Origin of the sequence: Streptomyces aquilus, assembly GCF_003955715.1 — a bacterium.
In the GTDB taxonomy this organism is placed as follows: Bacteria; Actinomycetota; Actinomycetes; order Streptomycetales; family Streptomycetaceae; genus Streptomyces; species Streptomyces aquilus.
In genome coordinates, this window is record NZ_CP034463.1 from 4,128,451 (window position 1) to 4,152,309 (window position 23,859).

The following is a 23,859-nucleotide window of genomic DNA, read 5'->3' on the forward strand; positions in this document are numbered from 1 at the left end:
CGTAAAGTCCAAAACCATGAAACTCGCGTTCTCCACTCTCGGTGTCCCCGGTCTCCCCGTCCCCGAGGTGCTGCGGCTGGCCACCGCGCACGGGTATCACGGGGTCGAGCTGCGCGCGCATCCCGAGGAGCCGGTGCATCCCGGGATCGGGGCGGAGCAACGGGCCGACGTCGTGAGCGAGTTCAAGGCCGCCGGGGTGGAGATCCTGAGCGTGGCCGGGTACGTGCGCGTGGCCGCGCCCGGGGACGACGCGCCCGTGATCGAGGAGATCCGCGGGCTCCTCGACCTCGCCCGCGACCTGGGCGCCCCCTACATCCGCGTGTTCCCCGGCGCGGCCCACGGGCAGTCCCCCGAGGAGGCCGACGCCACGGCCGCCCGGCGGCTCGGCACGGCCGCGGAGTACGCCGCCGACCTCGGCGTACGGATTCTGCTGGAGACCCACGACTCGCACCGCACCGGCGCCGACGCGATCCGCGTCCTGGGCCTGGTCGGCCACCGCAACGTCGGTTCGCTGTGGGACGTCATGCACACCTGGCTCGGCGGCGAGCAGCCGAGCGAGACCTACGCGGCGCTCTCCCCGTACCTCGGATACGTCCAGGTCAAGGACATCGCCTCGGCCGAGGACACCACCCCGCTGCGGCTCGGCGCCGGTGTCCTGCCGATCGCCGAGTGCGTCGAGATCCTCTCCCGGCACGGCTGGGACGGCTGGCTGTGCTGGGAGTACGAGAAGCGCTGGTACGAGGGGGCCGCGCCGCTTCCGGGGCTGCTCGGGCGGGGGCGCGAGCACCTGGCGCGCCTTCTGAACGACAGCGCGTGACTAATTCGGTGGCCCGGGGGGCCGTCGCCGGATAACGTCCCGGGGTGCATCAGCCCACCCCGCCCCCGCTCCCGCTCCCGCTCCCGCTCTCATGAGCCTGTCCGACGCGCTGCTCGACGTACGGCCCCTGCGCACCTCCCCCGTCTTCCGGCGGCTGCTCTTCGGGCGCACGGTCTCCGTGCTCGGCAGCTTCATGACCATGGTCACCGTCCTGTACCAGGTGTGGGACATGACCCACAGCGCGTTCTGGAGCGGCGCGGTCGGGGTCGCGCAGGCGGTGCCGATGGTCGGCGTCAGCCTGTTCGCGGGCGCCTGGGCCGACCGCGTCGACCGCCGCCGGCTGTATCTGACCGGCACCGTGGGCTCGGCGGTGTGCTCCGTGCTGCTGGCCGTGCAGGGCTTCGCCGGGCATGCGCCGGTGGCCGTCGTGCTCGTCCTGGTCGCGGTCCAGACGTCGTTCGCCGCGCTCGGCGCCCCCGCGGCCGGGGTGTTCGTGCCGCGGCTGCTGCCCAAGGACCAGGTGGCCGCCGGCCTCGCCCTCCAGCAGGTCAGCGGCCAGGCGATGATGCTGGTCGGCCCGGCCGTCGCCGGTCTCGTCCTCGGCTGGTGGGGGATCGGCGTCTGCTACCTCCTGGACGCCCTGAGCTTCGCCCTGTCCTTCTACGGCGCCTACGGCCTGCCCGCGCTGCCGCCCGAGGGCGCCAAGTCCCGCCCCGGGATCCACGGGGTGCTGGACGGCCTGCGCTTCCTGGTCGGCCACCGGGTGGTGCGCGGCGCCCTGGTCACCGACCTGGCGGCCACCCTGCTGTCCATGCCGACCAGCCTCTTCCCGCTGGTCAACGAGGAACGCTTCGGCGGCGACCCCCGCACCCTCGGGCTGTTCCTGTCCGCGCTGGCCGTCGGCGGAGTCGCCGCGACCGCCTTCTCCGGCCCGGTGACCCGGCTGGCCCGCCCCGGCCCGGTGATGCTGTGCGCGTCCGCCTGCTGGGGCGTCGGCCTCTTCCTCTTCGGACTGACGACCAGCGCCTGGCTGGGCCTCGGTCTGCTCACGCTGGCCGGTGCGGCGGACGCCCTCGCCGTCCTCTCCCGTACGACCATCGTCCAGACCCGCACCCCCGACGCCCTGCTGGGCCGGGTCACGGCGGCCGAGACGATCGTCGGCCAGGCGGGCCCCCACCTGGGCAACCTCCGCGGCGGCCTGGTCGCGGGCTGGAGCTCCGGAGCGACCGCGCTGATCGCCGGCGGGCTGATGTGCCTGGCGGCGGTGACGGCGGTCGGTGTCACCACACCGGAGCTGCGCGCGGCCGGTGCCGCCGCCCCCGGGGAGCCCCCGGCCACCGCGCCTACCGGACCCTGAACTCGGCCACCGCACCTCCCGGGCCCTGAACTCGGCCACCGGGCCTACCGGCTCCTGAACTCGGCCTCCGGGCCTACCGGCTCCTGAACTCGGCCTCCGGGTCCAGGCACCACTCCAGCACCGACGGCCAGGAGCCGTACCCGGCGTCCAGATCCAGGTGGGCGGCGCCGGGGAGGAGCCGGGTGGGGATGCCCAGCGGGTCGCCGTAGGCGGCCTGCGCGCCACCTGGGCAGTACGGGTCGTCGTCGCCCGCCACCAGCAGCGTCGGCCCCGGGAGGGTGAAGTCCAGGGGTGGCGCGGTGAATTCGACGACCTCGGGATACCGGGCCAGGACCGGGGCGGACGGCGGCGCCACCAGCAGCACCCGCTCCACGTCCCCGACCCCGGGCGTCCCCCGCGCCACCGCGTGCAGCCACAGCACGGCGGAGGCGCTGTGGGCGACCACGACATCCGGCGCCTCCGCGAGATACCGGGCCAGCTCGGTCAGCCACACCTCCAGCGAGGGGTCGTCCGGATCGGGCAGCTGCGGGTAGGTGACCTGGTGGCCGAGCTCGGTGAGGCGGTCGGCGAGCCAGTGCTGCCAGTGGTCGGCGGGGCGGTGGTTCTGCCAGCCGTGGAGGATGAGGTAGGCGGTCATGACCCTGATCGTTTCCGATCCTCTCTCCCCCGGTCCAGTTAATCTTTCTCGATGGAACAGGTAAGCGAGACCTTCACCGTCGATCTGCGCCGCCTGACCGTCCTGCGGGAACTCCAGCGCCGGGGCAGTCTCGCCCGTACCGCCGAGGCCCTCCACCTCACCCCGTCCGCCGTCTCCCAGCAGATCGCCGCGCTGGCCCGGGAGGTGGGCGCGCCCCTCACCGAACGGGACGGCCGGGGCGTACGGCTCACCGGCCAGGCCCGGGTCCTGCTGGCGCACGCCGATCTGATCGCCGCCCAACTGGAGCGCGCCCGCGCCGACTTGGCGGCGTACGGGGAGGGCGGGCGCGGCTCGGTGACGGTCGGCTGCTTCTCCAGCGGCATCCTGGGGCTGCTGCCGGGGGCCCTGCGGGGGCTGGGGGCGCGGCTGCCGCACGTCCGTGTGGACGTCGTCGAGTCCGAGCCGCCGGATCTGTTCACCGCGCTGGACGGAGGGCAGGTGGACCTCGCGGTGGCGGTGGACTTCGCCGCGGGGCCGCCGCACACCGACCGCCGCTACAGCCGCGTCGACCTGCTCACCGACGTCATGGACCTGGTGGTGCCGGAAGGCCACCGGCTGGCGGGGCGGGACGGGGACGTCCCCCTGCGCGAACTGGCCGCCGACGCCTGGATCGTGGGCCATCCGCGCAGCTGTGTGGGGGCGGTGGCGCGTTCGGTGTGCGCGACGGCCGGCTTCACGCCCGACATCCGGCACGCCGTGAACGACTGGGCGGCGGTGGCGGCGCTCGTCGAGGCGGGGGCCGGGGTGGCGTTGATCCCGCGCCTGGTACGGCCGTTGTACGAGGGCCGGCGGCTCGCGGTGCTGCGGACCGAGGGCGAGCCGCCGTCCCGGAACGTGTTCGCGGCGGTGCGGACGGGGTCGGAGGACGACCCGGTGCTGGCCGCCGTACGGGAGGAACTGCGGCGTGCGGCGGAGGAGTTGACGGGACGGTGACGGGCCCGGCTCAGCTCGCCCGGCGGGCCGCGAACCGCGCCACCCGCGCCTCCAGGGCCGGCCGGATCCGCGGCCATTCCTCCGCCGTGACGGAGAAGATCGCGGAGTCGCGCAGCCGGCCGTCCTCGCCCGGTGCCCAGGAGCGCGACCAGTTGCGCAGGACGCCCTCGAAGCGGGCGCCGACGCTCGCGATCGCCGCGTGGGAGCGGGCGTTGCGGGCGTCGGTCTTGAGGTCGACGCGGGCGACGCCCCACTCCTCGAAGGCGTGCCGGAACAGCAGGTACTTGGACTCGGCGTTCACGCCGGTGCCCTGCGCGGACCTCGCCAGCCAGCTGAAGCCGATCTCGATGGCGTCGAGGCGGTCCGGCGACCGCCAACTGCGCGGCTCCCAGTAGGAGGTGGTGCCGACGACGTGCCCGGTCGCCGTCGAGATCTGGGCGTACGGGGCGAGCTTGCCGTCCGCGGCCCGGCCGAGCTGGGCGTCGATGTACCCGGCGACCTCGTGGGCGCGCGGCACCCAGGTGAACGCGAAGGTGTCGCGGTCCTCCTCGGCCGCCGCGGCGAGACCGGGCGCGTGCCGGTGCTCCAGCGGTTCCAGGCGCACCAGCCCGCCCTCCAGGAGCGGTCCCTCCAGCTTGAAGCTCAATGCCCGATGTCCCTTCGCAGTGCGGCGAACGCCTCGTGGAAACCGGGGAAAGTCTTCCGCACGCATCCGGGGTCGTCGAACGAAATACCGGGCACCCGCAGCCCGGTGACCGCGAAGGACATCACGATGCGGTGGTCGCCGTACGTCTTGATCTCGGCGCCCGCGGTCGCCGGGTCCAGCCCCGGCCGGATCTCGATCCAGTCCGGGCCCACCGCCACCTCCACCCCCAGCCTCCGCAGGTTCTCCGCGCAGGCCTCCAGGCGGTCGCACTCCTTGACCCGGGTGTTCGCCACGTCCTCGATACGGACGGGGCCGTCGGCGAAGGGGGCGAGGGCCGCGAGGGTCGGCATGGTGTCCGAGATGTCCCGCATGGTGACGGTGAGGCCGCGCAGTCGGCCGGTGCCGCGGACGGTCGCGCCCTCCGGCGTCACCGACACGTCGGCGCCCATCCGGCGCAGGACGTCCACGAAGCCCAGGTCCCCCTGGAGGGCGCCCGTCCCGAGGCCGGGGACGGTGACCTCGGCGCCGGGGGTGACGGCCGCCGCGGCGAAGAAGTAGCTGGAGGTGGAGGCGTCCGGCTCGATCGCGTACGTGGTGGCCCGGTAGCCGCCCGGCGGGACGACGAAGACGTTCCCCTCCCGGGCGACCTCGACGCCGAACGCCCGCATCATCGCGATCGTGATCTCCACGTACGGCACGGAGACCAGGTCGGTCACGCGGATCCGCAGCCCGCGCCGGGTCAGCGGACCCAGCAGCAGCAGTGCCGTCAGGTACTGGGACGACTGACCGGCGTCCAGCACCACCTCGCCGCCCTCGACGCCGGACGCCCGGACGGTCAGCGGGTGGTGGCCCTCGGCCTCCTCGTGGCGCAGGTCCACGCCCAGGTCGCGCAGGGCGCGCGAGAGCGGCAGCAGGGGGCGGCGGCGCATCTGGGCGGAGGCGTCGAAGCGGTAGGTGCCGTGGCCGGCCGCGGCCAGCGTCGGCAGGAAGCGTGCGGTCGTCGCGCCGTCCCGGCAGTAGACGTCGGCCTCCGCCACGGCGGGCCCCTCGGGCCGGCCGTCGACCTGCCAGCTCTCCGGCGTCCGCCCGACGCGGTACCCGAGCCGGCTCAGCCCCTCGGCGAACCCCTCCGTGTCGTCGGAGCGGAGGGGCCGTACGAGCGTCGTGACACCGTCGGCCGCCGCCGCCAGGAACAGGGCGCGGGCGGTGATGGACTTGGAACCGGGGATGGCGACTGCGGGCATGCCGTCATGATCGGACGCGGACGGTTTCCGGCGCCGGGGCGTCCAGCGGGTGGACCGCCGGCCGCCGCACCGTCACCGACGCGAGCGCCACCCCGCCCACCAGCAGCGCCGCCGCGCACCACCGCAGACCGCTCACGCTCTCCCCCAGGAACAGGGCCGCCGAGGACATGCCGAAGACCGGGACCAGGAGGGAGAAGGGGGCGACCGTGGATGCCGGGTGGTGGCGGAGGAGCCAACCCCAGGCCCCGAAGCCGAGGACCGTCGTGACCCAGGCGACGTAGACGACCGTGCCGGCGCCCTGCCAGTCGAGGGCGCGCAGCGCGTCGTAGTCCCGCGTCGGCCCCTCGGTCAGGAGGGAGAGGGCGAGGAGGGGCAGGACCGGGACCGTGCTCACCCACACCATGAAGTTCAGCGCGTCCGGGGGTGCCGCCTTGCGGGTGAGGACGTTGGAAGCTCCCCAGCAGGCCGCCGCCGCGACGCACAGGGCGAAGGCGCCGAGGGGGCCGGACGTGCCCTCGTCGACGGCCGCGACGCCGATGCCCGCCAGCGCCACCGCCATGCCCAACGCACGTACTCCGGACGGCTGTTCGCCCAGGACCGCGAACGCGATCACCGCCGTGAACACCGCCTGGATCTGGAGCACCAGGGAGGACAGTCCGGCCGGCATCCCCGCGTCCATCGCGACGAACAGCAGGCCGAACTTCGCGACCCCCAGCACCAGGCCCACCGCCACGATCCACTTCCACGCCACCTTCGGGCGGCCCACGAAGAACACCGCGGGCAGGGCCGCCGCCAGGAAGCGCAGGGCGGAGAAGAGCAGCGGCGGGAAGTGGTCGAGGCCGATCTCGATGACGGTGAAGTTCACGCCCCAGACGGCGGCGACGAGGACGGCGAGGGCGATGTGGGCGGGACGCATGCGTCGAGGATCACCCGCGGCGACCATGTAGCACCAGCGATGATTGCTGCATGGTTGGATGAAGCGACGCTAACGATTGGGAGCCGGGAGATGCTCGACCTGCAACGCCTCCGCGCCCTGCACGCCGTCTCCGTCCACGGCACCGTCGGCGCGGCCGCCGCCGCGCTCGGCTACACGCCCTCCGCCGTGTCCCAGCAGATCGCCAAGCTGGAGCGGGAGACCCGGACCGTGCTCCTCGAGCGGGAGGGGCGTGGGGTGCGGCTCACCGCTGAGGCGCTGCAACTCGTCGACACCGCAGAGGAGTTGCTCGCCATCGTCGAGCGCGCCGAGACCGGTATCGAGCAGCGGCGCAACACCCCGGCGGGGCGGCTGACGGTGGCCGCGTTCGCGTCGGCGGCGCGCGGGCTGCTGCCGGGCGTGCTGGCCGACCTCGCCCAGCGGCACCCCGCCCTCGACGTCCGGCTCTCCGAGATCGACCCGCATCTGTCGGTGGGGCTGGTGGCGCGGGGCGCGCTGGACATGGCCGTCGTGCACGACTGGGACATCTCGCCGCTGCCGGTGCCGCCCGGGGTGGAGCAGGCGGTGATCGGCGAGGACCGGTGCACGCTGCTCGTGCCCGAGGGGCACGCCTTCGCCGGGCGGGCGAAGGTGCGGCGCGAGGACCTCGGCGGGGAGCGGTGGGTGTGCCAGCCGCCGGGCCGGGTCTGCCACGACTGGCTGGTACGCACCCTGCGAAGCGCCGGGCACGAGCCGGAGATCATCCACCAGGCCGACGAGAACCCCACCCTCGTCGCGCTCGTCGCCGCCGGACTCGGCATCTGCCTCATCCCCCGCCTCGGCCGCGGCCCGCTGCCGGCCGGCGTCGTCGAGGTCGACCTCGACCCCACCCCGGTACGACGCCTGTACGCCCTGTGGCGCACGGGCGCGGCGGGCCGCCCGTCGATCACGGAGACGGTACGCACCCTCCAGAACCACTGGCCCAAGACCGCGTCCACCCCACCCCGCTGAACAAGCCGGGCCGCCCCGGCGCCCCCGCCGAGCCACCCCGACCGCCCCACCGGCCCCGGTGAACCGCCCCACCCACCCCGCCCGCCCCTCGCCCCCCGACTTCCGGGATTCGGGCCCCGCCCGGGAACCCCGTTCCGCCCCCGCTCGTCCAACCCGCGAGCTGTCGGAGAGTCACCGCGGTGCGGTGTCGGCCTCGCTGCTGGCTGCGAACGCTGACCTACCCTCTCCTCCGTACTGCGGCCGGCAGCACGCCGCCATCGGCGCGCCCCCCTCCAACAGCGCCGATGGCGGCCCCTCCATGTCGTACGGTGCGCACTCCCTTGACTGGCAGAAACTTCCCGGATACCTCTGTCTTCTCGGAAGTTTCCTTCAGCGGATCACCTCCGGAAGGAGCGCACGTTGCCCTCCAGACGTACCGTCCTCGCCGCCGGCGCGGGCGTCACCGCGGCCCTGGCGTTCGGCACCGACGCCCGGGCCGCCGGCCACGACGACAAGAAGCTCCGTTCCCTCATCTCCCGTATGACCCTTGAGGAGAAGGTCGGCCAGCTCTTCGTGATGCGGGTCTACGGCCACTCCGCCACCGCCCCCGACCAGGCCGACATCGACGCCAACCTCAAGGAGATCGGCGTCCGCAGCGCCGCCGAGCTGATCGCCAAGTACCGCGTGGGCGGCATCATCTACTTCACCTGGGCGCACAACACCCGCGACCCGCACCAGATCGCCGACCTCTCCAACGGCATCCAGAAGGCGTCCCTCAGCAGGCCGCGCGGCCTGCCCGTCCTGATCTCCACCGACCAGGAGCACGGCATCGTCTGCCGGGTCGGCGAGCCCGCCACGCTCTTCCCGGGCGCGATGGCCATCGGCGCGGGCGGCTCACGCAAGGACGCCCGCACCCTCGGCCGTGTCGCGGGGCAGGAGTTGCGGGCTCTCGGCATCCGGCAGAACTACTCCCCCGTCGCCGACGTCAACGTCAACCCCGCCAACCCGGTCATCGGCGTCCGCTCCTTCGGAGCCGACCCGCACGCGGTGGCCGGACTCGTCGCCGCCGAGGTCAGCGGGTACCAGCACGGCCGTCAGGTCGCCGCCACCGCCAAGCACTTCCCCGGGCACGGCGACACCGCCGTCGACAGCCACTACGGCTTCCCGGTCATCACCCACACCCGCGAGCAGTGGGAGGAGCTGGACGCCCCGCCGTTCCGGGCCGCGATCGCCGCCGGCATCGACTCGATCATGACCGCCCACCTGATGGTCCCGGCCCTCGACGACTCCGGCGACCCGGCGACCCTGTCCCGCCCGATCCTGCACGGCATCCTGCGCGAGGAGTTCGGCTACGAGGGGGTGATCGTCACCGACTCCCTCGGCATGGAGGGCGTGCGCACGAAGTACGGCGACGACCGCGTCCCCGTGCTCGCCCTGAAGGCCGGGGTGGACCAGCTCCTCAACCCGCCGAATCTGGACGTCGCCTGGAACGCCGTGCTGAACGCCGTGCGGGGCGGCGAGCTGACCGAGGCGCGGCTCGACGAGTCGATCCTGCGGGTGCTGCGGCTGAAGGCGAAACTGGGGCTGTTCGAGAAGCCGTACGTCAGCCAGGCCGGTGTCAGCCGTACCGTCGGCGCCCCCGCCCACCTCGCGGCGGCCGACCGCGTCGCCGAGCGGACGACGACCCTGCTGGTCAACAAGGGCGGCCTGCTGCCCCTGTCCCCGCGCGCACTCCTGGTGTGCGGCGCCGATCCGGCCTCCCCGTCCGGCACCACCGGCCCGCCCACCGGGGTCCTCGCGACCGCGTTCACCGAGCTCGGCTTCACGGCCACCGCCCTGTCCACGGGCACGGCACCCTCCGCCGCCACCGTCGCCAAGGCGGTCGCGGCGGCGCAGAACGCGGACGCGGTCGTCGTGGGGACGTACAACCTGAACGCCGCGCAGAAGACGCTGGTCGAGCAGTTGCTGGCGACGGGGAAACCGGTGGTGGCGATCGCGATCCGCAATCCGTACGACGTGGCCCAACTGCCCGGCGTCCCGGCCTACCTGGCGGCGTACTCCTGGACCGACGTCGAACTGCGGGCCGCCGCGCGGGTGATCGCGGGCGCGGCGGCGCCGCGCGGGAAGCTGCCGGTGCCGGTGCAGAAGGCCGACGATCCGGCACAGGTGCTGTATCCGATCGGCCACGGGCTCTCGTATCCGACGTAGCGCACGTACGCCACGCACCCGGTGCACACCCGTCAAAGGGCGCAAAGCACCCCGCACGGCTGGCGTGTCCCCGCCACGGCGGGTCACGCTGGTCCGGGGTGTCCGGGGGGATGCGATGCGCGAGAAATGGTCGGCAGGGGCGGTGTACGCCCTGCTCGCCGTGCTGCTCGCGGCCCTGCTGACCGCCTGCCAGAGCACGCCGGACAGCGGCACCGAGAGCGACGGACACATCAGCAACGAGGTGACACCGACCCGGCCCTCCGGGTACGGGACGGTGTTCCTCGACGTCGACGAGTGCAGCTCCTTCGGCACCACCAGCTTCACCGAGGTGCCCTGCACCAGTGAGCGGGCGGCGGCCCGGGTCGTGGCGCGCTTCGACGGCACCAGCGCCGACGGCCCGCTCTGCCCGGGCACCACCGACTTCGTGCTGCACATCAGCGAACAGGCCCCGTCCTCCGACGAGGACGGCGACGGTGCGGTCCCGCAGGGCTACGCCTGTATGCGCAACCTCTCCGCCCCGCATCCCGGCGACCCGGGCGGCGGGGGCGGGCCGCGCACCATCGTCGGCGACTGCGTCTACAGCTCCGGCGACGGACAGGTCCGCGAGACCGCGTGCGACGGAAAGGGCGAGAAGAAGCCGGAGTTCAAGGTGACGAAGGCGGTTTCCCGACGCAGCCGGTGCCCGCTGTCCACGGCGCTGTACGTCCAGCTCGGCGGCGAGGAACCGGTCGGCTGCGCCCGCCCGGTCTGAGGACACGGGCGCCATCTTTTCCCGATCTCCCCTGGTGCGCAGGGGAGTTGCTCCGATAGCTTCCGCTCGCACAGCTGTCTCACAGGGGAGCATGTATGCGCAAGGCGCTCAGATGGCTGCTGGCGCTCACGGTGCTGATAGGCACGTTGAGCACGGCAGGGGCGGCCACCGCCGCCGAGCCGGAGACCCCGGCCGCCGGCACCGACATCAAGGAACAGCTGCTGTCCATACCGGGCATGAGCCTGATCGAGGAGAAGCCCTACACCGGCTACCGCTACTTCGTCCTCAACTACACCCAGCCGGTGGACCACCGGCACCCGTCCAAGGGCACGTTCCAGCAGCGGATCACCGTGCTGCACAAGGACGTCAGCCGCCCGACGGTCTTCTACACCGGCGGCTACAACGTCTCCACGACACCGAGCCGCCGCGAGCCGACCCAGATCGTGGACGGCAACCAGGTCTCCCTGGAGTACCGCTTCTTCACGCCCTCCCGGCCCGACCCGGCCGACTGGAGCAAGCTGGACATCTGGCAGGCGGCCAGCGACCAGCACCGCGTCTTCAAGGCGCTGAAGCCGATCTACGCGAAGAACTGGATCGCCACCGGCGGCTCGAAGGGCGGCATGACCGCCACCTACTACGAGCGCTTCTACCCCAAGGACATGGACGGCGTGGTGGCGTACGTGGCCCCCAACGACGTCGTCAACGACGAGGACTCGGCCTACGACCGCTTCTTCGCCTCCGTCGGCACCAAGGAGTGCCGCGACCGGCTGAACGCGGTGCAGCGCGAGGCGCTGGTGCGCCGGGAGTCCCTGGAGAAGAAGTACGCGGCCTACGCGGCGGCGGAGGGCTTCACCTTCACCACCGTCGGCAGCCTCGACAAGGCGTACGAGGCGGTCGTCCTCGACTACGTCTGGGGCTTCTGGCAGTACAACCTGCTGGCCAACTGCGGTGACGACGAGCTGATCCCGCCGGACGCGAAGACCGCGACCGACGACCAGATCTGGAACTCGGTCGACACGATCTCCGGGTTCTCCTTCTACACGGACCAGGGCCTGGAACCGTACACGCCGTACTACTACCAGGCGGCCACCCAGCTCGGCGCCCCCACGATCCACTTCCCGTACATCGAGAAGAAGTACGTCCGCTACGGCTACCAGCCGCCGCGCAACTTCGTCCCGCGTGACATCCCGACGAAGTTCCAGCCGTACGCGATGCGGGACGTCGACACCTGGATCCGGCACCACGCCCGGCACATGCTCTACGTCTACGGCCAGAACGACCCGTGGGGCGGCGAGCGGTTCCGGGTCGACAAGGGCGCGAAGGACTCCTACGTGTTCACGGCCCCCGGCATGAACCACGGCGCGAACGTGGCCGGTCTGGTCGCCGACCAGAAGGCCTTCGCGACGGCCCGCATCCTCGACTGGGCCGGCCTGTCGGCCGCCACGGTCGCCGAGGCGAAGCCGCTCGCGAGGTTCGACAGGAAGCTGGACGTGCGGGACGTGGAGCGCGAGCCCACGCTCCGTCCGTAGCTCCGACATCCGGCTCCGGTGCGTCCCGCGCGCCGGAGCCGGGTGGGTTTCTCAGTACCGCTTCCAGCTGCTGGACTCGTACTTCCCCCGGCCCACCTGGCCCTTGATCCACACCTTGCGGGTGCCGGCGTACGTCTTCACCGGCCCGGCGTGGTGCGTGTACTCGTCCTTGTCCACGACGGCCCCGAAGCCGCGCGCCTGGATGCTGACCATCATGATGCGCTTGCCGCCGCCGGTGTTCTTCGGGAACGTCATGGCGCAGAGCCAGCCACCGTCCTTGTAGAGCCGGACGGAGCCGGTGGAGAAGGTGAACGTGCGGATCTTCCGGCCCTCGCAGGAGTCCGCCGACGCGGCCTGCGCCTGACCCGGCACCGCGATCGCGAGCAGCCCGGAAGCGGTCAGCGCGGCGAGCACGGCCGCGGCACGCCGCCGTATCGCACCAGTCCCTCGGTCCACTGTGGTCCCTCCCGTACCCCGGCGATGAGCGTACTGGTGTACGGACGCACGACGTATGTCGGATGGTTGCACGGCCGTCACGGGATCAGGCCATCACGCGACCACCGGGGCGTCCTCCCCCACGAACGTGCGCCACAACGAGGCGTAGAGACCGTCGCGTTCGATCAGCTCGTCGTGCGTGCCGTCCTCCGCGACCCGCCCGTGGGCTGAACCTCCCGATGTCGCTCTCGCGCCGATCGGCCCTGGCGGGCCTCACAGGCTTCGAGACGACTGGCCGGACTCCGTCCGGCGCTGCGGCAGGCCGTCGCTCAGGCGGCCAGCGGCTCGTCCTCCCCCACGAACGTGCGCCACAACGAGGCGTAGAGACCGTCGCGTTCGATCAGCTCGTCGTGCGTGCCGTCCTCCGCGACCCGCCCGTGGTCCATCACGACCACCCGGTCCGCGCGCGCCGCGGTCGTCAGCCGGTGGGCGACGACGAGGGTCGTACGGCGGCCCGCGAGCCGGTCGGTGGCCTGGTTGACCTGGGCCTCGGTGGCCAGGTCCAGGGCGGCCGTCGCCTCGTCGAGGAGCAGGATGTCGGGGTCGACGAGTTCCGCGCGGGCCAGCGCGATCAGCTGGCGCTGGCCGGCCGAGAGGTTGCGGCCGCGCTCGGCGACCTCGTGGAGGTAGCCGCCGTCGAGGGTGGCGATCATCTCGTGCGCGCCGACCGCGCGGGCCGCCGCCTCCACCTCGGCGTCGGTGGCGTCGGGGCGGCCGTAGGCGATGGCGTCGCGGACGGTGCCCGGGAAGAGGTACGCCTCCTGCGGGACGACCCCGAGCCGGTGCCGGTACGAGGTGAGGTCGAGGTCCCGCAGATCCGTGCCGTCGACGGTGACCCGGCCGCCGGTCGGGTCGTAGAACCGCGCCACCAGCTTCACCACGGTCGACTTGCCGGCGCCGGTCTCGCCGACGAACGCGACGGTCTGCCCGGCGGGGACGCGCAGGTCGATCCCGCCGATGGCCTCCTCGTCGTCGCCGTACGCGAAGTGCACGTCCTCGAAGGCGATCTCGCCCCGCAGGGAGAGCACTTCGAGCGGCTCGTCGGCCGCCTTCGTCGAGGTCGGCTCCTGGAGCAGTTCCTGGATGCGGCCGAGGGAGACGGTGGCCTGCTGGTAGCCGTCGAAGACCTGGGAGAGCTGCTGCACGGGCGCGAAGAACAGGTCGATGTAGAGGAGGTACGCGACCAGTGCGCCGGTGGTGAGGGTCGCGTCGTCGATCCGTCCGGCGCCCGCGATGAGGACGGCCGCGGCGGCGACCGAGGACAGCAGCTGCACGAAGGGGAAGTAGACCGAGATCAGCCACTGTCCCCGGATCCGCGCCTGCCGGTAGCTGTCGCTGCGCTCCGCGAACCGCGCCCCGCCGTCCCGCTCGCGCCGGAAGGCCTGCACGATCCTGAGCCCGGCGACGGACTCCTGGAGGTCGGCGTTGACCACCGACACCCGCTCACGGGCGAGTTCGTACGCCTTCACGCTCGCCTTGCGGAAGAAGTACGTGGCGACGATCAGCGGCGGCAGCGTCACGAAGACGACCAGGGCCAGCTGCACGTCGAGGACGAGCAGGGCGACCATGATGCCGAAGAAGGTGACGACGGAGACGAAGGCGGTGACGAGCCCGGTCTGCAGGAAGGTCGAGAGCGCGTCGACGTCGGTCGTCATGCGGGTCATGATCCGGCCGGTCAACTCTCGCTCGTAGAAGTCGAGTCCGAGCCGCTGGAGCTGCGCGAAGATCTTCAGGCGGAGCGAGTACAGCACCCGCTCGCCGGTCCGCCCGGTCATCCGCGTCTCGCCGACCTGCGCCGCCCACTGCACGCCGACGGTGAGCAGCCCGAGCAGCGACGCCGCCCAGACCGCGCCGAGGGCCATCTCGCTGACGCCGCTGTCGATGCCGTGCCGGATCAGGATCGGCAGCAGCAGCCCCATGCCGGCGTCGACGGCGACGAGCCCGAGGCTGATGAGGAGGGGGGTGCCGAACCCGCGCAGCAGCCTGCGCAGGCCGTACGACTCCTCCGGCATGACCGCCCGCGCCTCGTCGATGTCCGGGGTGTCGGTCGCCGGGGGCAGCGCCTCCACCTGGGCGAGCAGCTCGGGGGTGGCCGGGGTGCCGGAGAGCGCGACGTCCTTCCGTTCCCGGTCGCCGGTCCACAGCCGCGGGGTCACTCCGCGTTCGGCGTCGAACTCGGCGTCCAGTTCGTCGCGGACGGAGGTGTCCTCGGCCGGGGCGAGGGGCTGGGCGTGGCCGGGCGATACGCCGCCGAGCTCGTCGGGGTCGGTGAGCAGGCGCCGGTAGAGGGCGGACCGTTTCTCCAGCTCGGCGTGGGTGCCGATGGCGGCGAGCCGGCCCTGGTCGAGGACGGCGATGCGGTCGGCGAGGTTGAGGGTGGACCGCCGGTGCGCGATGAGCAGGGTGGTCCGGCCCTCCATGACCTGCTTCAGCGCCTCGTGGATCTCGTGCTCGACGCGGGCGTCCACGGCGGAGGTGGCGTCGTCGAGGACGAGGAGGCGCGGGTCGGTGAGGATCGCGCGGGCGAGCGCCATGCGCTGGCGCTGGCCGCCGGAGAGGGTGAGGCCGTGCTCGCCGACCTTGGTGTCGTAGCCCTCGGGCAGCTCGCTGATGAACCGGTCGGCCTGGGCGGCGCGGGCCGCGGTCTCGATCTGCTCCTGAGTGGCCTCGGGACGGCCGTACGCGATGTTGTTGCGGACGGTGTCCGAGAAGAGGAAGGAGTCCTCGGGGACGAGCCCGATGGCGGCCCGCAGCGAGTCGAGGGTCAGCTCGCGGACGTCGTGGCCGCCGACGAGGACGGCGCCGTGCGTGACGTCGTAGAAGCGCGGGAGGAGGAGGGAGACGGTGGACTTGCCGGAGCCGGAGGAGCCGACGACGGCGAGGGTCTCACCGGGCCGGATCTCGAAGGAGAGCCCCTGGAGGACGGGGCTGGTTTTGCCGGAGGCGTCCTCGTACCCGAAGGACACGTCGTCGAACTCGACGGTCGCGGGCGCGTCGGCGGGCAGCTCCTTGCGCCCGTCCGTCATGGACGGCTCGGTGTCGATCAGCTCCAGGACCCGCTCGGTGCCGGCGCGGGCCTGCTGGGCGACGGTGAGGACCATGGCGAGCATGCGGACCGGCCCGACGAGCTGGGCGAGATAGGTCGAGAAGGCGACGAAGGTACCGAGGGTGATGTGCCCACGCACGGCCAGCCAGCCGCCCAGCGCGAGCATGGCGACCTGCCCGAGGGCGGGGACGGCCTGGAGCGCCGGCGTGTACTTGCTGTTGAACCGGATGGTCCGCAGCCGCCCCGCGAAGAGCCGCCGCCCGACCTCCCTCAGCTTCCCGGTCTCCTGCTCCTCCTGCCCGAACCCCTTGACCACCCGCACGCCGCCCACGGCACCGTCGACCACCCCGGCGACGGCCGCGGCCTGGGCCTGGGCGTACCAGGTGGCGGGGTGCAGCTTGCTGCGGGAGCGCTTCGCGATCCAGGCGAGGGCGGGCGCGACCGCGAGGGCGACCAGGGTCAGCGGGATGGACAGCCAGGCCATGACGACCAGGGAGATCAGGAACAGGGCGAAGTTGCCGATGGTCATCGGCAGCATGAAGAGGAGCCCCTGGATCAGCTGGAGGTCGCTGGTGGCCCGCCCCACGACCTGCCCGGTCGACAGCTCGTCCTGCCGCCGCCCGTCGAGCCGCGTGATCGTGCCGTACATCTCGGTCCGCAGGTCGTGCTGGACGTCGAGGGCGAGACGGCCGCCGTAGAAGCGGCGGATGTAGGTGAGGACGTACACGAGCACGGCGGAGGCGATGAGCAGCCCGGCCCAGGGGGCCATGTCCCGGCTGTGATCACCGATGACGTCGTCGATGATCACCTTCGTGATCAGCGGCACGAGCGCCATGACCGCCATACCGGCGAGACTGGACCCGAGGGCCAGGACGACGTCCTTCGGATACCGCCAGGCGTATCCGGCCAGCCGCCGTGCCCATCCCCGCTGTCTCACGTGCCCGTCCTCCGCTCTGCTGGTCTGCCGGAAGGGGACAACGCGGAAGGGCGGGGATTTCATCCCGCCGCAATATTTCGGAGGGGACGGGGTGGCGTCCGAGTGCGGGCCCGTCAGCGCGCGGGCTTGACGCTGAGGTAGTAGAACCGCGTCGTCTGCACCGCGTTCTGGTTGTCGTCGCTGACCAGCAGCACCTTCCACGCTCCCTTGCCACGGCCCGTGATCGTCATGCCCTCGATGTTGTCGAGCAGTGGGTTCGGCTGGGGCTGCTTGGCGGTGGCGCCGAGGGTGGGGCAGGTGGCGATGTCCGTGAGGAGGGTCTTCCTCACCAGCCGTACGCCGTCCTGGCCCGTCAGGTTCTCCACCCCGCTCGTGTCCGTCGCGTGGCGCGGGTCGGCCAGGTAGAGGCGGACGGTGTTGCCGACGCCGGAGGTGAAGCCGCGTTCCAGGACGAGGAGGCGGCCGTCGGGGAGGGACTGGACCTCGGGGACGCCGAGGCCTGCGTCGGGCTGGTAGGCGTACTGGGTCGACAGGGCGAAGCCCGCACCCGTCCGGCGCCAGGTCTGGAAGCGGACCGCGCCCGAGGTGTCACCGGACAGCGCGTACTCCATCGACGCCAGCAAGGACCGGCCCCCGCGGTACCAGGTCAGCCCCTCGAACGTGCCGTTGGCGACCGCCCGCCCCGCCGGTGCCACCCGCAGCGCGTCCGGCACCGGCAGGCGGTCGAGGACGCGGCCGTCCGTGCTGTACCGGCGTACGGACGGCTCCGTCTCCGACGTCACCAGCCGGGTGCCGTCCCGGTCGATCACCAGGCCCTCGGAGTCGAGGGCGGCGCCGTTCTCGTCGGCGAGCGCCACCACACCCCTCGGGGCGAGGGTCCGCGCGTCCAACGAGAACAGCGACGACCGGTCGGAGAGGGCCGCGAGCGAGCCGTCCCGGTCCACCGCCAGCGCGGAGAAGTTCCCGACGAACGTCCCGTCGTACGACGTCTTGTCGAGCGCGTCGGAGAAGCGGTCGATGGACACGGAGGGCGAACAGGCGTGGGTGGTCGAGGCGTTGGCGGGCCCGGCGGCGGACAGACAGGTGGTCGCCGCCAGGGCCGCGGTGGTGGTCGCGAGTACGGTTCTCAGGCGCATGGGCGCCACCGTAGGGCGGGTCGGTGACGGGCGGGAGTCCGGCAGGTGTGCAGATCTGCCGAACCGCACGAGCCCGCCAGACCGCACGAGTCCGCCGAAACGCACCCCCCTGCCGAGCCGTGGGAGCCCGGCTCCGGGGGCGCCACAGACTCTCAGCCGAGGGCGCGCAGGATGCGGCCGTTGACCGGTTCGAGGGGCGTGCTCCGGTTGGTCAGGGCGACGTGGACCCGCCGGTCGCGCAGGTGGACGGCGAGGGAGGCGGAGGCGCCGGGGAGGTGGCCGGTGCGTCCCGCGACCTCCCCGCTCGGGTCCAGCTCCCAGCCCAGGCCGGCGTGGCCCGCGCCGGGGAGGGCGGTCTGCGGGGTGAGGGCCTGGCGCGCCAGATCGTCGGGGAGGAGGGTGTGCCAGCCGAGGCCGAAGCGCACCAGGTCGGGTGCCGTCGTCCACAGGCCGGCCGCGGCGGGCATGGTGCTCACCCGTTCCCGTACGGGGATGAGAGTGCCGTCCTCGAAGGCGACGTACCCGGTGACCGTGTGCGTCTCGCCGGACGCGGCGGGCCGGTGGGCCGGGAAGAAGGAGTCGGTCATGCCCAGGGGCCGCAGTACGAGGTCGGCGGCGGCCTGCGGGAAGGGCGATCCGGTGAGGTTCTCGACGAGCAGACCGAGCGCGGCGTAGCCCGCGTCGCTGCGCGCGTGCCGGCCTCGCGGTCCGCCGCAGGGGATGACCGGGCCGAACAGGGCGAGGGGGTCCGGCACCTGGTCGGTGAGCCGTTCGGACGGGGTGTCCACGCCGCCGGTGTGGCCGAGCAGCTCCCGGACGGTGATGGCGGGGTCGGCGAGGCGGACGGTGTGCAGGTTCCGGTCGGCGGGGTCGTCCAGGCCGACGCGGCCGTCGGCGACCAGGCGCAGCACGGCGGTGGCCGTCACCAGCGTGGTGACGGAACCGGCGGGGAAGCGGTGCCGGGTCGTCAGCGGCTCGACCGGATCGAGGGCGGACCAGCCGCGGGCGAGGGCCCAGACCGTGCCTCGCGGGTCGGCGGCCGCCAACGCCAGCCCCGGCAGGCCGAGTTCGGCGAAGACCTGCGCCGCCACCTCCGAGGCCGGCGTGGGGACCCGGCCTTCGGTACGGGTGCCCGGCGCGGTCAGCCGCGGGTCGTCGATCTCGGCGGTGGGGTGGACGCGGAGCTCCACCAGCCGGTACGGCGGGGTGCGTTCGACGACGGCCTGCATCTGGGTGACCGCCGCCAGGTCGGCGGAGTCGAGCCGGGCCAGGGCGTGGGTGGGGGTGTCCTCGACGAGAGCGAGGGCGCCGGTGCGGGGGCCGCGCAGACGCGGCGCGAGCTTCATGAGCCTCGGCAGCAGTTCCTCGGGCGGCGTCGCTTCGAGGAGCTGCTCGTGGAAGTGCTCGCGCAGCTCCTCCTCGGCGGGCGCGTGCCAGGCGGGTGCGTCGGCGTCCGCGAACCGTGCGGCGATCCACCGCAGTTGCCGGCTCGCGTGTCGTCGCCCGGGAGTGACGCGGTTCTCGACGAGCCGCTTGAGCGCCGTCCAGCTCGGCGCTCCGTGCTCGCGGGCGATCGTCAGCTGCGCCTCGTCCAGGGTGGTGAACTCACCGGCACGCAACCGGCGTTTGGCCTCGATCTTGAGATACCGCAGGCTCGGGCGGCCGGGCAGGGAACGGGAGCGATCGGACACCGTAGTCCTTCCTCACGCCCGCGGGTCCGCGACGTCGGGCAGGAAAGACCGGTGGTCGATCATCGCCGTGCACCGGTGAGCTTGCAGCCCTGCCCGCGGACCCGGAGGCGGCCGGAACCACCACGCCCAGAGTAACCCGCGCGCCTCCGGGTGCGGTCAGCTCGCGGCGAGGTCCCTGTGGATGACCTTGGCGACGCCCTGGATGGTCGTGATGCCGTATTTCATGGTGCTGTTGTCGTGCGTGAGCACCGTGATCATGTAGTCGTGGCCGCCGCCCTTGAAGGTGCCGACGCTGTGGACGCGCCAGCCGTGCGTGGAGCGTTGCAGCCAGCCGTTCTTGACGTGCACGGTGACGTCGGAGGGGGCGCCGTACGGGGTGCCCCAGCGCTGCGAGGAGATGACCTGGCTCATCAACTTGCGGATGTACGTGCGGGAGTTGTCGCTCAGGACCGTGTTCGACGCGGTGATCAGCTTGAGGAGCTTCTGCTCGTCGGTGACCGTGATCTGGGTCAGCCCCCAGTAGCCGTCGGCGCCGGGCTTGGTCTGGGTCATGCCGGCCGCGCTCAGGAAGCCCTTGATCTTCGTCAGGCCCAGCTGCTTCCACAGGGTGCTGGTGGCGCTGTTGTCCGACTTGGTGATCATGGCCTTGGCGAGGGTGGTCTCGCGGTCGGTCAGGTAGCGGTTGTGCAGCTTCGCGTCCCACAGCAGCGTGGCGAGGACGGTGACCTTGACGACGCTCGCGGAGTCGTAGGCCGACGAAGCGCGCAGGGTGCAGGTCGTCTTGGTGCTGCGGTCGTAGAGGCCGACGGCGATCGTGCCCTTGCGGTTGGCGAGGGCCGAGGTGATGTCCCGCTTCAGCTTGTCGGCGAGGCCCGCCTTGGACGACGTACAGCTGACGGTGGGGGCCGTGGCGGCGGTGGCGGGGGCGGCTGCGGCCACACACGCGACGAGCGCGCCCCCCGCCACCCATCTGGCGCGTCTGGATATGCCGTGAGTCATGCCCTCTTGACTCACGGACGGGAGTGAAAGGTTGCATGCGTGTTCGAAAGTGACGCAGCACACTAGGAGGAGTTCACAGGCAGGGCCCAGGTACGGCACAGCCCGCACCCACCCCGGCTCCGCACCATGCTCGGGTGACATCTGCCACCGATCCACACCCCCACCCCGAGACCACGGCCGTTTCTCCCGACCGGCCGCCACCCGGCCCACCGGCGGCACCTCCGGACCAAGCCCCCCGCTGGTCACTGCCCGCGCTGCTCGCGATCCTGGTCCTGGCCGGCGTCCTGTACGCCTGGAACCTGTCCGGCAGCAGCCTGAACAGCTTCTACAGCGCGGCGGTCTACAGCGGTACGCAGAGCTGGAAGGCGTGGTTCTTCGGCTCGCTCGACGCGGGCAACTTCATCACCGTCGACAAGCCGCCGTTCGCCCTCATGGTCATGGGCCTGTCGTGCCGCGTCCTCGGCTTCGGCACCTGGCAGATGATGGCGCCCGAGATCGCTGCCGCGCTCGGCACGATCTGGATCCTGCACAGCTCCGTGAAGCGGGCCTTCGGGCACGCCGCCGCCGCGATCGCCGCGCTGGTCCTCGCGCTCACCCCGATCACGGTCGCGATCAACCGTGACAACAACCCCGACACGATCCTCGTCCTGCTGATGGTCGGCGGCGCGGCCCTGGCGCTGCGCGCCCTGCGCACCGACCGGCTGCTGCCGCTCATCGGCTCCGCGGTCCTGTTCGGGCTCGCCTTCAACACCAAGATGCTCCAGGGCTACATCGCCCTGCCCGCCGTCTTCGCCGTGTACGTGTACGCCTCGAAGCCCGGCTGGCGGAAGAAGGCCGTCAACCTGGCCCTGGCCGCCGTCGCGCTGGCCGTCGCCAGCTTCTGGTGGGCCGCGGCCGTCTCGCTGGTCCCGGCCGACGACCGGCCGTACATCGGCGGTTCGACCGACGGCTCCGCCTGGGACCTGATCATGGGCTACAACGGCCTGGGCCGGGTCCTCGGTGGCGAGGGCAACGGCGGGGGCGGCGGCGGAGGCGGCGGAGGCGGCACCTTCGCCGGCACCGCGGGCATCGGGCGGATGTTCAACGACGTCCTCGGCGGCCAGATCTCCTGGCTGATCCCCTTCGCCTTCCTCGCGCTCGCCGCCGGTCTGGTGCTGCGCGGCCGGGCCCCGCGCACCGACCCGACGCGGGCCGCGCTCGTGCTGTGGGGCGGCTGGCTGGTGCTGCACTACCTGACCTTCGCGTTGGCCGAGGGCACCATGCACCCGTACTACACGACCGCGCTCGCCCCGGGCATCGCGGCGCTCACCGGTGGCGGCGGCGTGATGCTGTGGCGCGCCTTCCGCGGTGGCGACGCCCGCTGGTCGTGGGTGCTGCCCGCGGGCCTCGCGGTCACCGGCGTCTGGGCGGTCGTGCTGCTGCGCCGGGCCACCGGCTGGAACACCTGGCTGTGGCCGGTCGTCGGCGTGGTCATGGCGCTCGCGATCGTGGGCCTGTTCGTCTTCCGTACGGCGGGCTCCGGGACCCGGGCCCGGCTGCTGGCCGTGTCCCTGGCCGCGGCGGTCGTGGCGGGCCTCGCCGGTCCGACGGCGTACGCCGCCTCGCCGGCCTTCGACTCCGCTTCCGGCGGCATGGGAGGCACCAATCCCACGGCGGGCCCGTCGACCGGGAACGGCATGGGCGGGCCCGGTGGCGGCCGGGGCGGCGACGGAGGTGGCCCCGGCGGCATGCCGGACGGCGCCCGGCAGGGCAGCGGTCAGGCGGGCGGGGAGTTCCCCGGTGGCGATGGCCGGATGCAGCCCGGTGGCGGTGGCGGCGAGCTTCCGCAGGGCGGTGGCGCACCGGGCGGCGCGAACGGGGAGTTCCCGGGCGGTGACAGCGCTCGCAGCGGCGGCTTCGGCGGTGGCGGTAGCGATGGCGGCGGTGGCGGCCCCATGGGCGGCGGCAGCGTCGACAGCGAGCTGATCGCGTACCTGGAGAAGCACCAGGACGGCGCCAAGTGGCTGCTCGCGGTCTCCAACTCGCAGAGCGCGGGCCAGCTGATCCTGAGCACCCACAAGCCCGTCATCTCCATGTGGGGCTTCACCGGCTCCGACCAGGCGATGACCCTGGCCAAGCTCAAGGAGCTGGTGAAGAAGGGCGAGTTGCACTACATCCAGCTCGGCGGTGGCGGCATGGGCGGCAACAGCAGCCTCAACCAGGAGATCACCAGCTGGGTGCAGAAGAACGGCACGGCGGTGAAGGCGAGCGAGTACGCCTCGACTTCGACGACGGAGTCGACCTCCGACTCCGCCTCCGACTCCGCCACGTCGACGATCTACCGCCTCGACCCGTCGGACGTCGGCTGACGACCTGACGTACGGCCAGACGCAGGACCTGAAGTACGGCCTCAACGGCCCCCGCCCATCCGGTCGGGGGCCGTTCTGGCACGTCAACTCGCGTAGACAAGGGCCGATTTGCCGTTCCCGGTCACCCAATGGACACGCAGATTCCATTTACAGGGCCGCATGTCCATGTCACTCTCTCGCTTGCCGCCTCCATTCAACCCGCGTAGATGGGACCCTCTTTATGCTGGCGACACGCATACGGCGCTGGAAGTCGGTGGCCCTGGCCACGGCCGCCGTCATGGCCGGCCTCTGCGCCCCGGCGCTCACCGCGACCCCGGCCGCCGCCACGACCACGGCGTACGACTCGACGTACTACAAGAACGCGATCGGCAAGACGGGCACGAGCCTGAAGTCGTCCCTGCACACGATCATCAGCGCCAACGTCTCGAAGATCTCGTACTCCGCGGTCTGGGACGCGCTCAAGGTCACCGACCAGGACCCGAACAACACCAGCAACGTCCTGCTCCTGTACAGCGGCGTCTCGCGCAGCAAGTCCCTCAACGGCGGTGACGTCGGCGACTGGAACCGTGAGCACACCTGGGCCAAGTCGCACGGCGACTTCGGCGAGGTGGTCGGCCCGGGCACCGACCTGCACCATCTGCGCGCCTGTGACGTCCAGGTCAACAGCACCCGCGGCAACCTGGACTTCGACAACGGCGGCAGCGCGGTCACCAACGGCGGCGGCTCCACCGTCGACTCCGACTCCTTCGCGCCGCGCGCCGCGGACCGGGGCGACGTGGCCCGCATGATCCTCTACATGGCCGTGCGCTACGAGGGTGACGACGGCTTCGCCGACCTGGAACCCAACGAGAAGGTCGGCAACGGCTCCAACCCGTACATGGGCAAGCTCTCCGTCCTCAAGGCCTGGAACGAGGCGGACCCGCCGAGTGCCTTCGAGGAGCGCCGCAACCAGGTCATCTACGACACCTACCAGCACAACCGCAACCCGTTCATCGACCACCCGGAGTGGGTCGAGGCGATCTGGTAGCCGGCAGCCGCTGCGGAAGAGGCGTCGAACTCCCCATTTCCCATGGGGAGTTCGACGCCTCTCCGGTTGCGCTCAGGAAGTCCATGTCATGGCAC

Annotated in this window: 18 protein-coding genes; 9 read left to right on the forward strand and 9 right to left on the reverse strand. The window is 72.3% G+C overall.

All coding sequences use genetic code 11. The annotated features are described in order from the left end of the window. Positions 1-16 precede the first annotated feature (16 nt). On the forward strand, positions 17-817 hold the full coding sequence (locus EJC51_RS19000) for a sugar phosphate isomerase/epimerase family protein (protein ID WP_126272178.1): 801 nt from the start codon (positions 17-19) through the stop codon (positions 815-817). A gap of 91 nt (positions 818-908) precedes the next feature. Beyond that, entirely contained in the window at positions 909-2,174 is a 1,266-nt protein-coding gene (locus EJC51_RS19005; protein WP_126272179.1) for an MFS transporter, read from the forward strand. Between the two features lie 73 nt (positions 2,175-2,247). Here the strand turns inward: EJC51_RS19005 and EJC51_RS19010 are convergent, their stop codons facing one another. Next, positions 2,248-2,811, reverse strand: a complete 564-nt coding sequence (locus tag EJC51_RS19010) for an RBBP9/YdeN family alpha/beta hydrolase (RefSeq protein WP_126272180.1) — start codon at positions 2,809-2,811, stop codon at positions 2,248-2,250. A 51-nt stretch (positions 2,812-2,862) separates the two neighbouring features. Here EJC51_RS19010 and EJC51_RS19015 point away from each other — a divergent pair, with 51 nt between their 5' ends. After that, the gene (locus tag EJC51_RS19015; RefSeq protein ID WP_126272181.1) at positions 2,863-3,804 is read left to right on the forward strand and encodes a LysR family transcriptional regulator; all 942 of its coding nucleotides are present in this window, start codon (positions 2,863-2,865) and stop codon (positions 3,802-3,804) included. 10 nt (positions 3,805-3,814) lie between these two features. Here EJC51_RS19015 and EJC51_RS19020 read toward each other — a convergent pair whose 3' ends face one another. The 3 genes from EJC51_RS19020 to EJC51_RS19030 are packed head-to-tail and all read right to left on the reverse strand — an operon-like array spanning position 3,815 to position 6,610. Further along, entirely contained in the window at positions 3,815-4,450 is a 636-nt protein-coding gene (locus EJC51_RS19020; protein ID WP_126272182.1) for a GNAT family N-acetyltransferase, read from the reverse strand. Beyond that, positions 4,447-5,694, reverse strand: a complete 1,248-nt coding sequence (gene aroA, locus EJC51_RS19025; RefSeq protein WP_126272183.1) for a 3-phosphoshikimate 1-carboxyvinyltransferase — start codon at positions 5,692-5,694, stop codon at positions 4,447-4,449. The genes EJC51_RS19020 and aroA overlap by 4 nt, the downstream gene beginning before the upstream one ends. 4 nt (positions 5,695-5,698) lie before the next feature. Further along, positions 5,699-6,610, reverse strand: coding sequence for an EamA family transporter (locus EJC51_RS19030; protein ID WP_126272184.1), 912 nt, complete (start codon positions 6,608-6,610; stop codon positions 5,699-5,701). Positions 6,611-6,700: 90 nt separating this feature from the next. On the opposite strand from EJC51_RS19030, the gene EJC51_RS19035 reads away from it, so the two are divergent. The 4 genes from EJC51_RS19035 (at position 6,701) to EJC51_RS19055 (ending at position 12,085) form a co-directional block, all read left to right on the forward strand. Continuing rightward, the gene (locus EJC51_RS19035; RefSeq protein WP_126272185.1) at positions 6,701-7,618 is read left to right on the forward strand and encodes a LysR family transcriptional regulator; all 918 of its coding nucleotides are present in this window, start codon (positions 6,701-6,703) and stop codon (positions 7,616-7,618) included. 399 nt (positions 7,619-8,017) lie between these two features. Beyond that, complete coding sequence (locus EJC51_RS19045) at positions 8,018-9,805, forward strand: glycoside hydrolase family 3 protein (protein WP_126272187.1); 1,788 nt, start codon at positions 8,018-8,020, stop codon at positions 9,803-9,805. Positions 9,806-9,920: 115 nt separating this feature from the next. Next, positions 9,921-10,556 (forward strand): hypothetical protein, encoded by a 636-nt coding sequence (locus tag EJC51_RS19050; RefSeq protein WP_126272188.1) that lies wholly within the window; start codon positions 9,921-9,923, stop codon positions 10,554-10,556. A gap of 95 nt (positions 10,557-10,651) precedes the next feature. Beyond that, complete coding sequence (locus tag EJC51_RS19055) at positions 10,652-12,085, forward strand: S28 family serine protease (RefSeq protein WP_126272189.1); 1,434 nt, start codon at positions 10,652-10,654, stop codon at positions 12,083-12,085. Between the two features lie 51 nt (positions 12,086-12,136). Here the strand turns inward: EJC51_RS19055 and EJC51_RS19060 are convergent, their stop codons facing one another. The 5 genes from EJC51_RS19060 to EJC51_RS19080 form a co-directional block, all read right to left on the reverse strand. Next, complete coding sequence (locus EJC51_RS19060) at positions 12,137-12,541, reverse strand: hypothetical protein (protein WP_126272190.1); 405 nt, start codon at positions 12,539-12,541, stop codon at positions 12,137-12,139. Positions 12,542-12,849: 308 nt separating this feature from the next. Further along, a complete protein-coding gene (locus tag EJC51_RS19065; RefSeq protein ID WP_126272191.1) occupies positions 12,850-16,563 on the reverse strand; it encodes an ABC transporter ATP-binding protein in 3,714 nt (1,237 codons plus the stop codon). Between the two features lie 113 nt (positions 16,564-16,676). Beyond that, positions 16,677-17,699, reverse strand: a complete 1,023-nt coding sequence (locus tag EJC51_RS19070; RefSeq protein WP_126272192.1) for an esterase-like activity of phytase family protein — start codon at positions 17,697-17,699, stop codon at positions 16,677-16,679. A 152-nt stretch (positions 17,700-17,851) separates the two neighbouring features. Next, positions 17,852-19,390, reverse strand: a complete 1,539-nt coding sequence (locus EJC51_RS19075; RefSeq protein WP_126272193.1) for a serine hydrolase domain-containing protein — start codon at positions 19,388-19,390, stop codon at positions 17,852-17,854. A gap of 156 nt (positions 19,391-19,546) precedes the next feature. Then, positions 19,547-20,389 (reverse strand): serine hydrolase, encoded by an 843-nt coding sequence (locus EJC51_RS19080; RefSeq protein WP_126272194.1) that lies wholly within the window; start codon positions 20,387-20,389, stop codon positions 19,547-19,549. Positions 20,390-20,523: 134 nt separating this feature from the next. Here EJC51_RS19080 and EJC51_RS19085 point away from each other — a divergent pair, with 134 nt between their 5' ends. Both EJC51_RS19085 and EJC51_RS19090 read left to right on the forward strand, forming a co-directional pair. Further along, positions 20,524-22,737: a mannosyltransferase YkcB-related protein gene (locus tag EJC51_RS19085; RefSeq protein WP_126272195.1), complete on the forward strand. Its 2,214-nt coding sequence runs from the start codon at positions 20,524-20,526 to the stop codon at positions 22,735-22,737. A gap of 220 nt (positions 22,738-22,957) precedes the next feature. Continuing rightward, on the forward strand, positions 22,958-23,764 hold the full coding sequence (locus EJC51_RS19090; protein ID WP_059191943.1) for an endonuclease I family protein: 807 nt from the start codon (positions 22,958-22,960) through the stop codon (positions 23,762-23,764). Positions 23,765-23,859 lie beyond the last annotated feature (95 nt).

Coding starts and splice junctions, on each gene's coding strand:
- EJC51_RS19070 (WP_126272192.1), bottom strand. CDS start 17,699: ATGCGCCTGAGAACCGTACTCGCGACCACCACCGCGGCCCTGGCGGCG.
- EJC51_RS19050 (WP_126272188.1), top strand. CDS start 9,921: ATGCGCGAGAAATGGTCGGCAGGGGCGGTGTACGCCCTGCTCGCCGTG.
- EJC51_RS19015 (WP_126272181.1), top strand. CDS start 2,863: ATGGAACAGGTAAGCGAGACCTTCACCGTCGATCTGCGCCGCCTGACC.
- EJC51_RS19030 (WP_126272184.1), bottom strand. CDS start 6,610: ATGCGTCCCGCCCACATCGCCCTCGCCGTCCTCGTCGCCGCCGTCTGG.
- EJC51_RS19005 (WP_126272179.1), top strand. CDS start 909: ATGAGCCTGTCCGACGCGCTGCTCGACGTACGGCCCCTGCGCACCTCC.
- EJC51_RS19000 (WP_126272178.1), top strand. CDS start 17: ATGAAACTCGCGTTCTCCACTCTCGGTGTCCCCGGTCTCCCCGTCCCC.
- EJC51_RS19090 (WP_059191943.1), top strand. CDS start 22,958: ATGCTGGCGACACGCATACGGCGCTGGAAGTCGGTGGCCCTGGCCACG.
- EJC51_RS19080 (WP_126272194.1), bottom strand. CDS start 20,389: ATGACTCACGGCATATCCAGACGCGCCAGATGGGTGGCGGGGGGCGCG.
- EJC51_RS19055 (WP_126272189.1), top strand. CDS start 10,652: ATGCGCAAGGCGCTCAGATGGCTGCTGGCGCTCACGGTGCTGATAGGC.
- EJC51_RS19035 (WP_126272185.1), top strand. CDS start 6,701: ATGCTCGACCTGCAACGCCTCCGCGCCCTGCACGCCGTCTCCGTCCAC.
- EJC51_RS19010 (WP_126272180.1), bottom strand. CDS start 2,811: ATGACCGCCTACCTCATCCTCCACGGCTGGCAGAACCACCGCCCCGCC.
- aroA (WP_126272183.1), bottom strand. CDS start 5,694: ATGCCCGCAGTCGCCATCCCCGGTTCCAAGTCCATCACCGCCCGCGCC.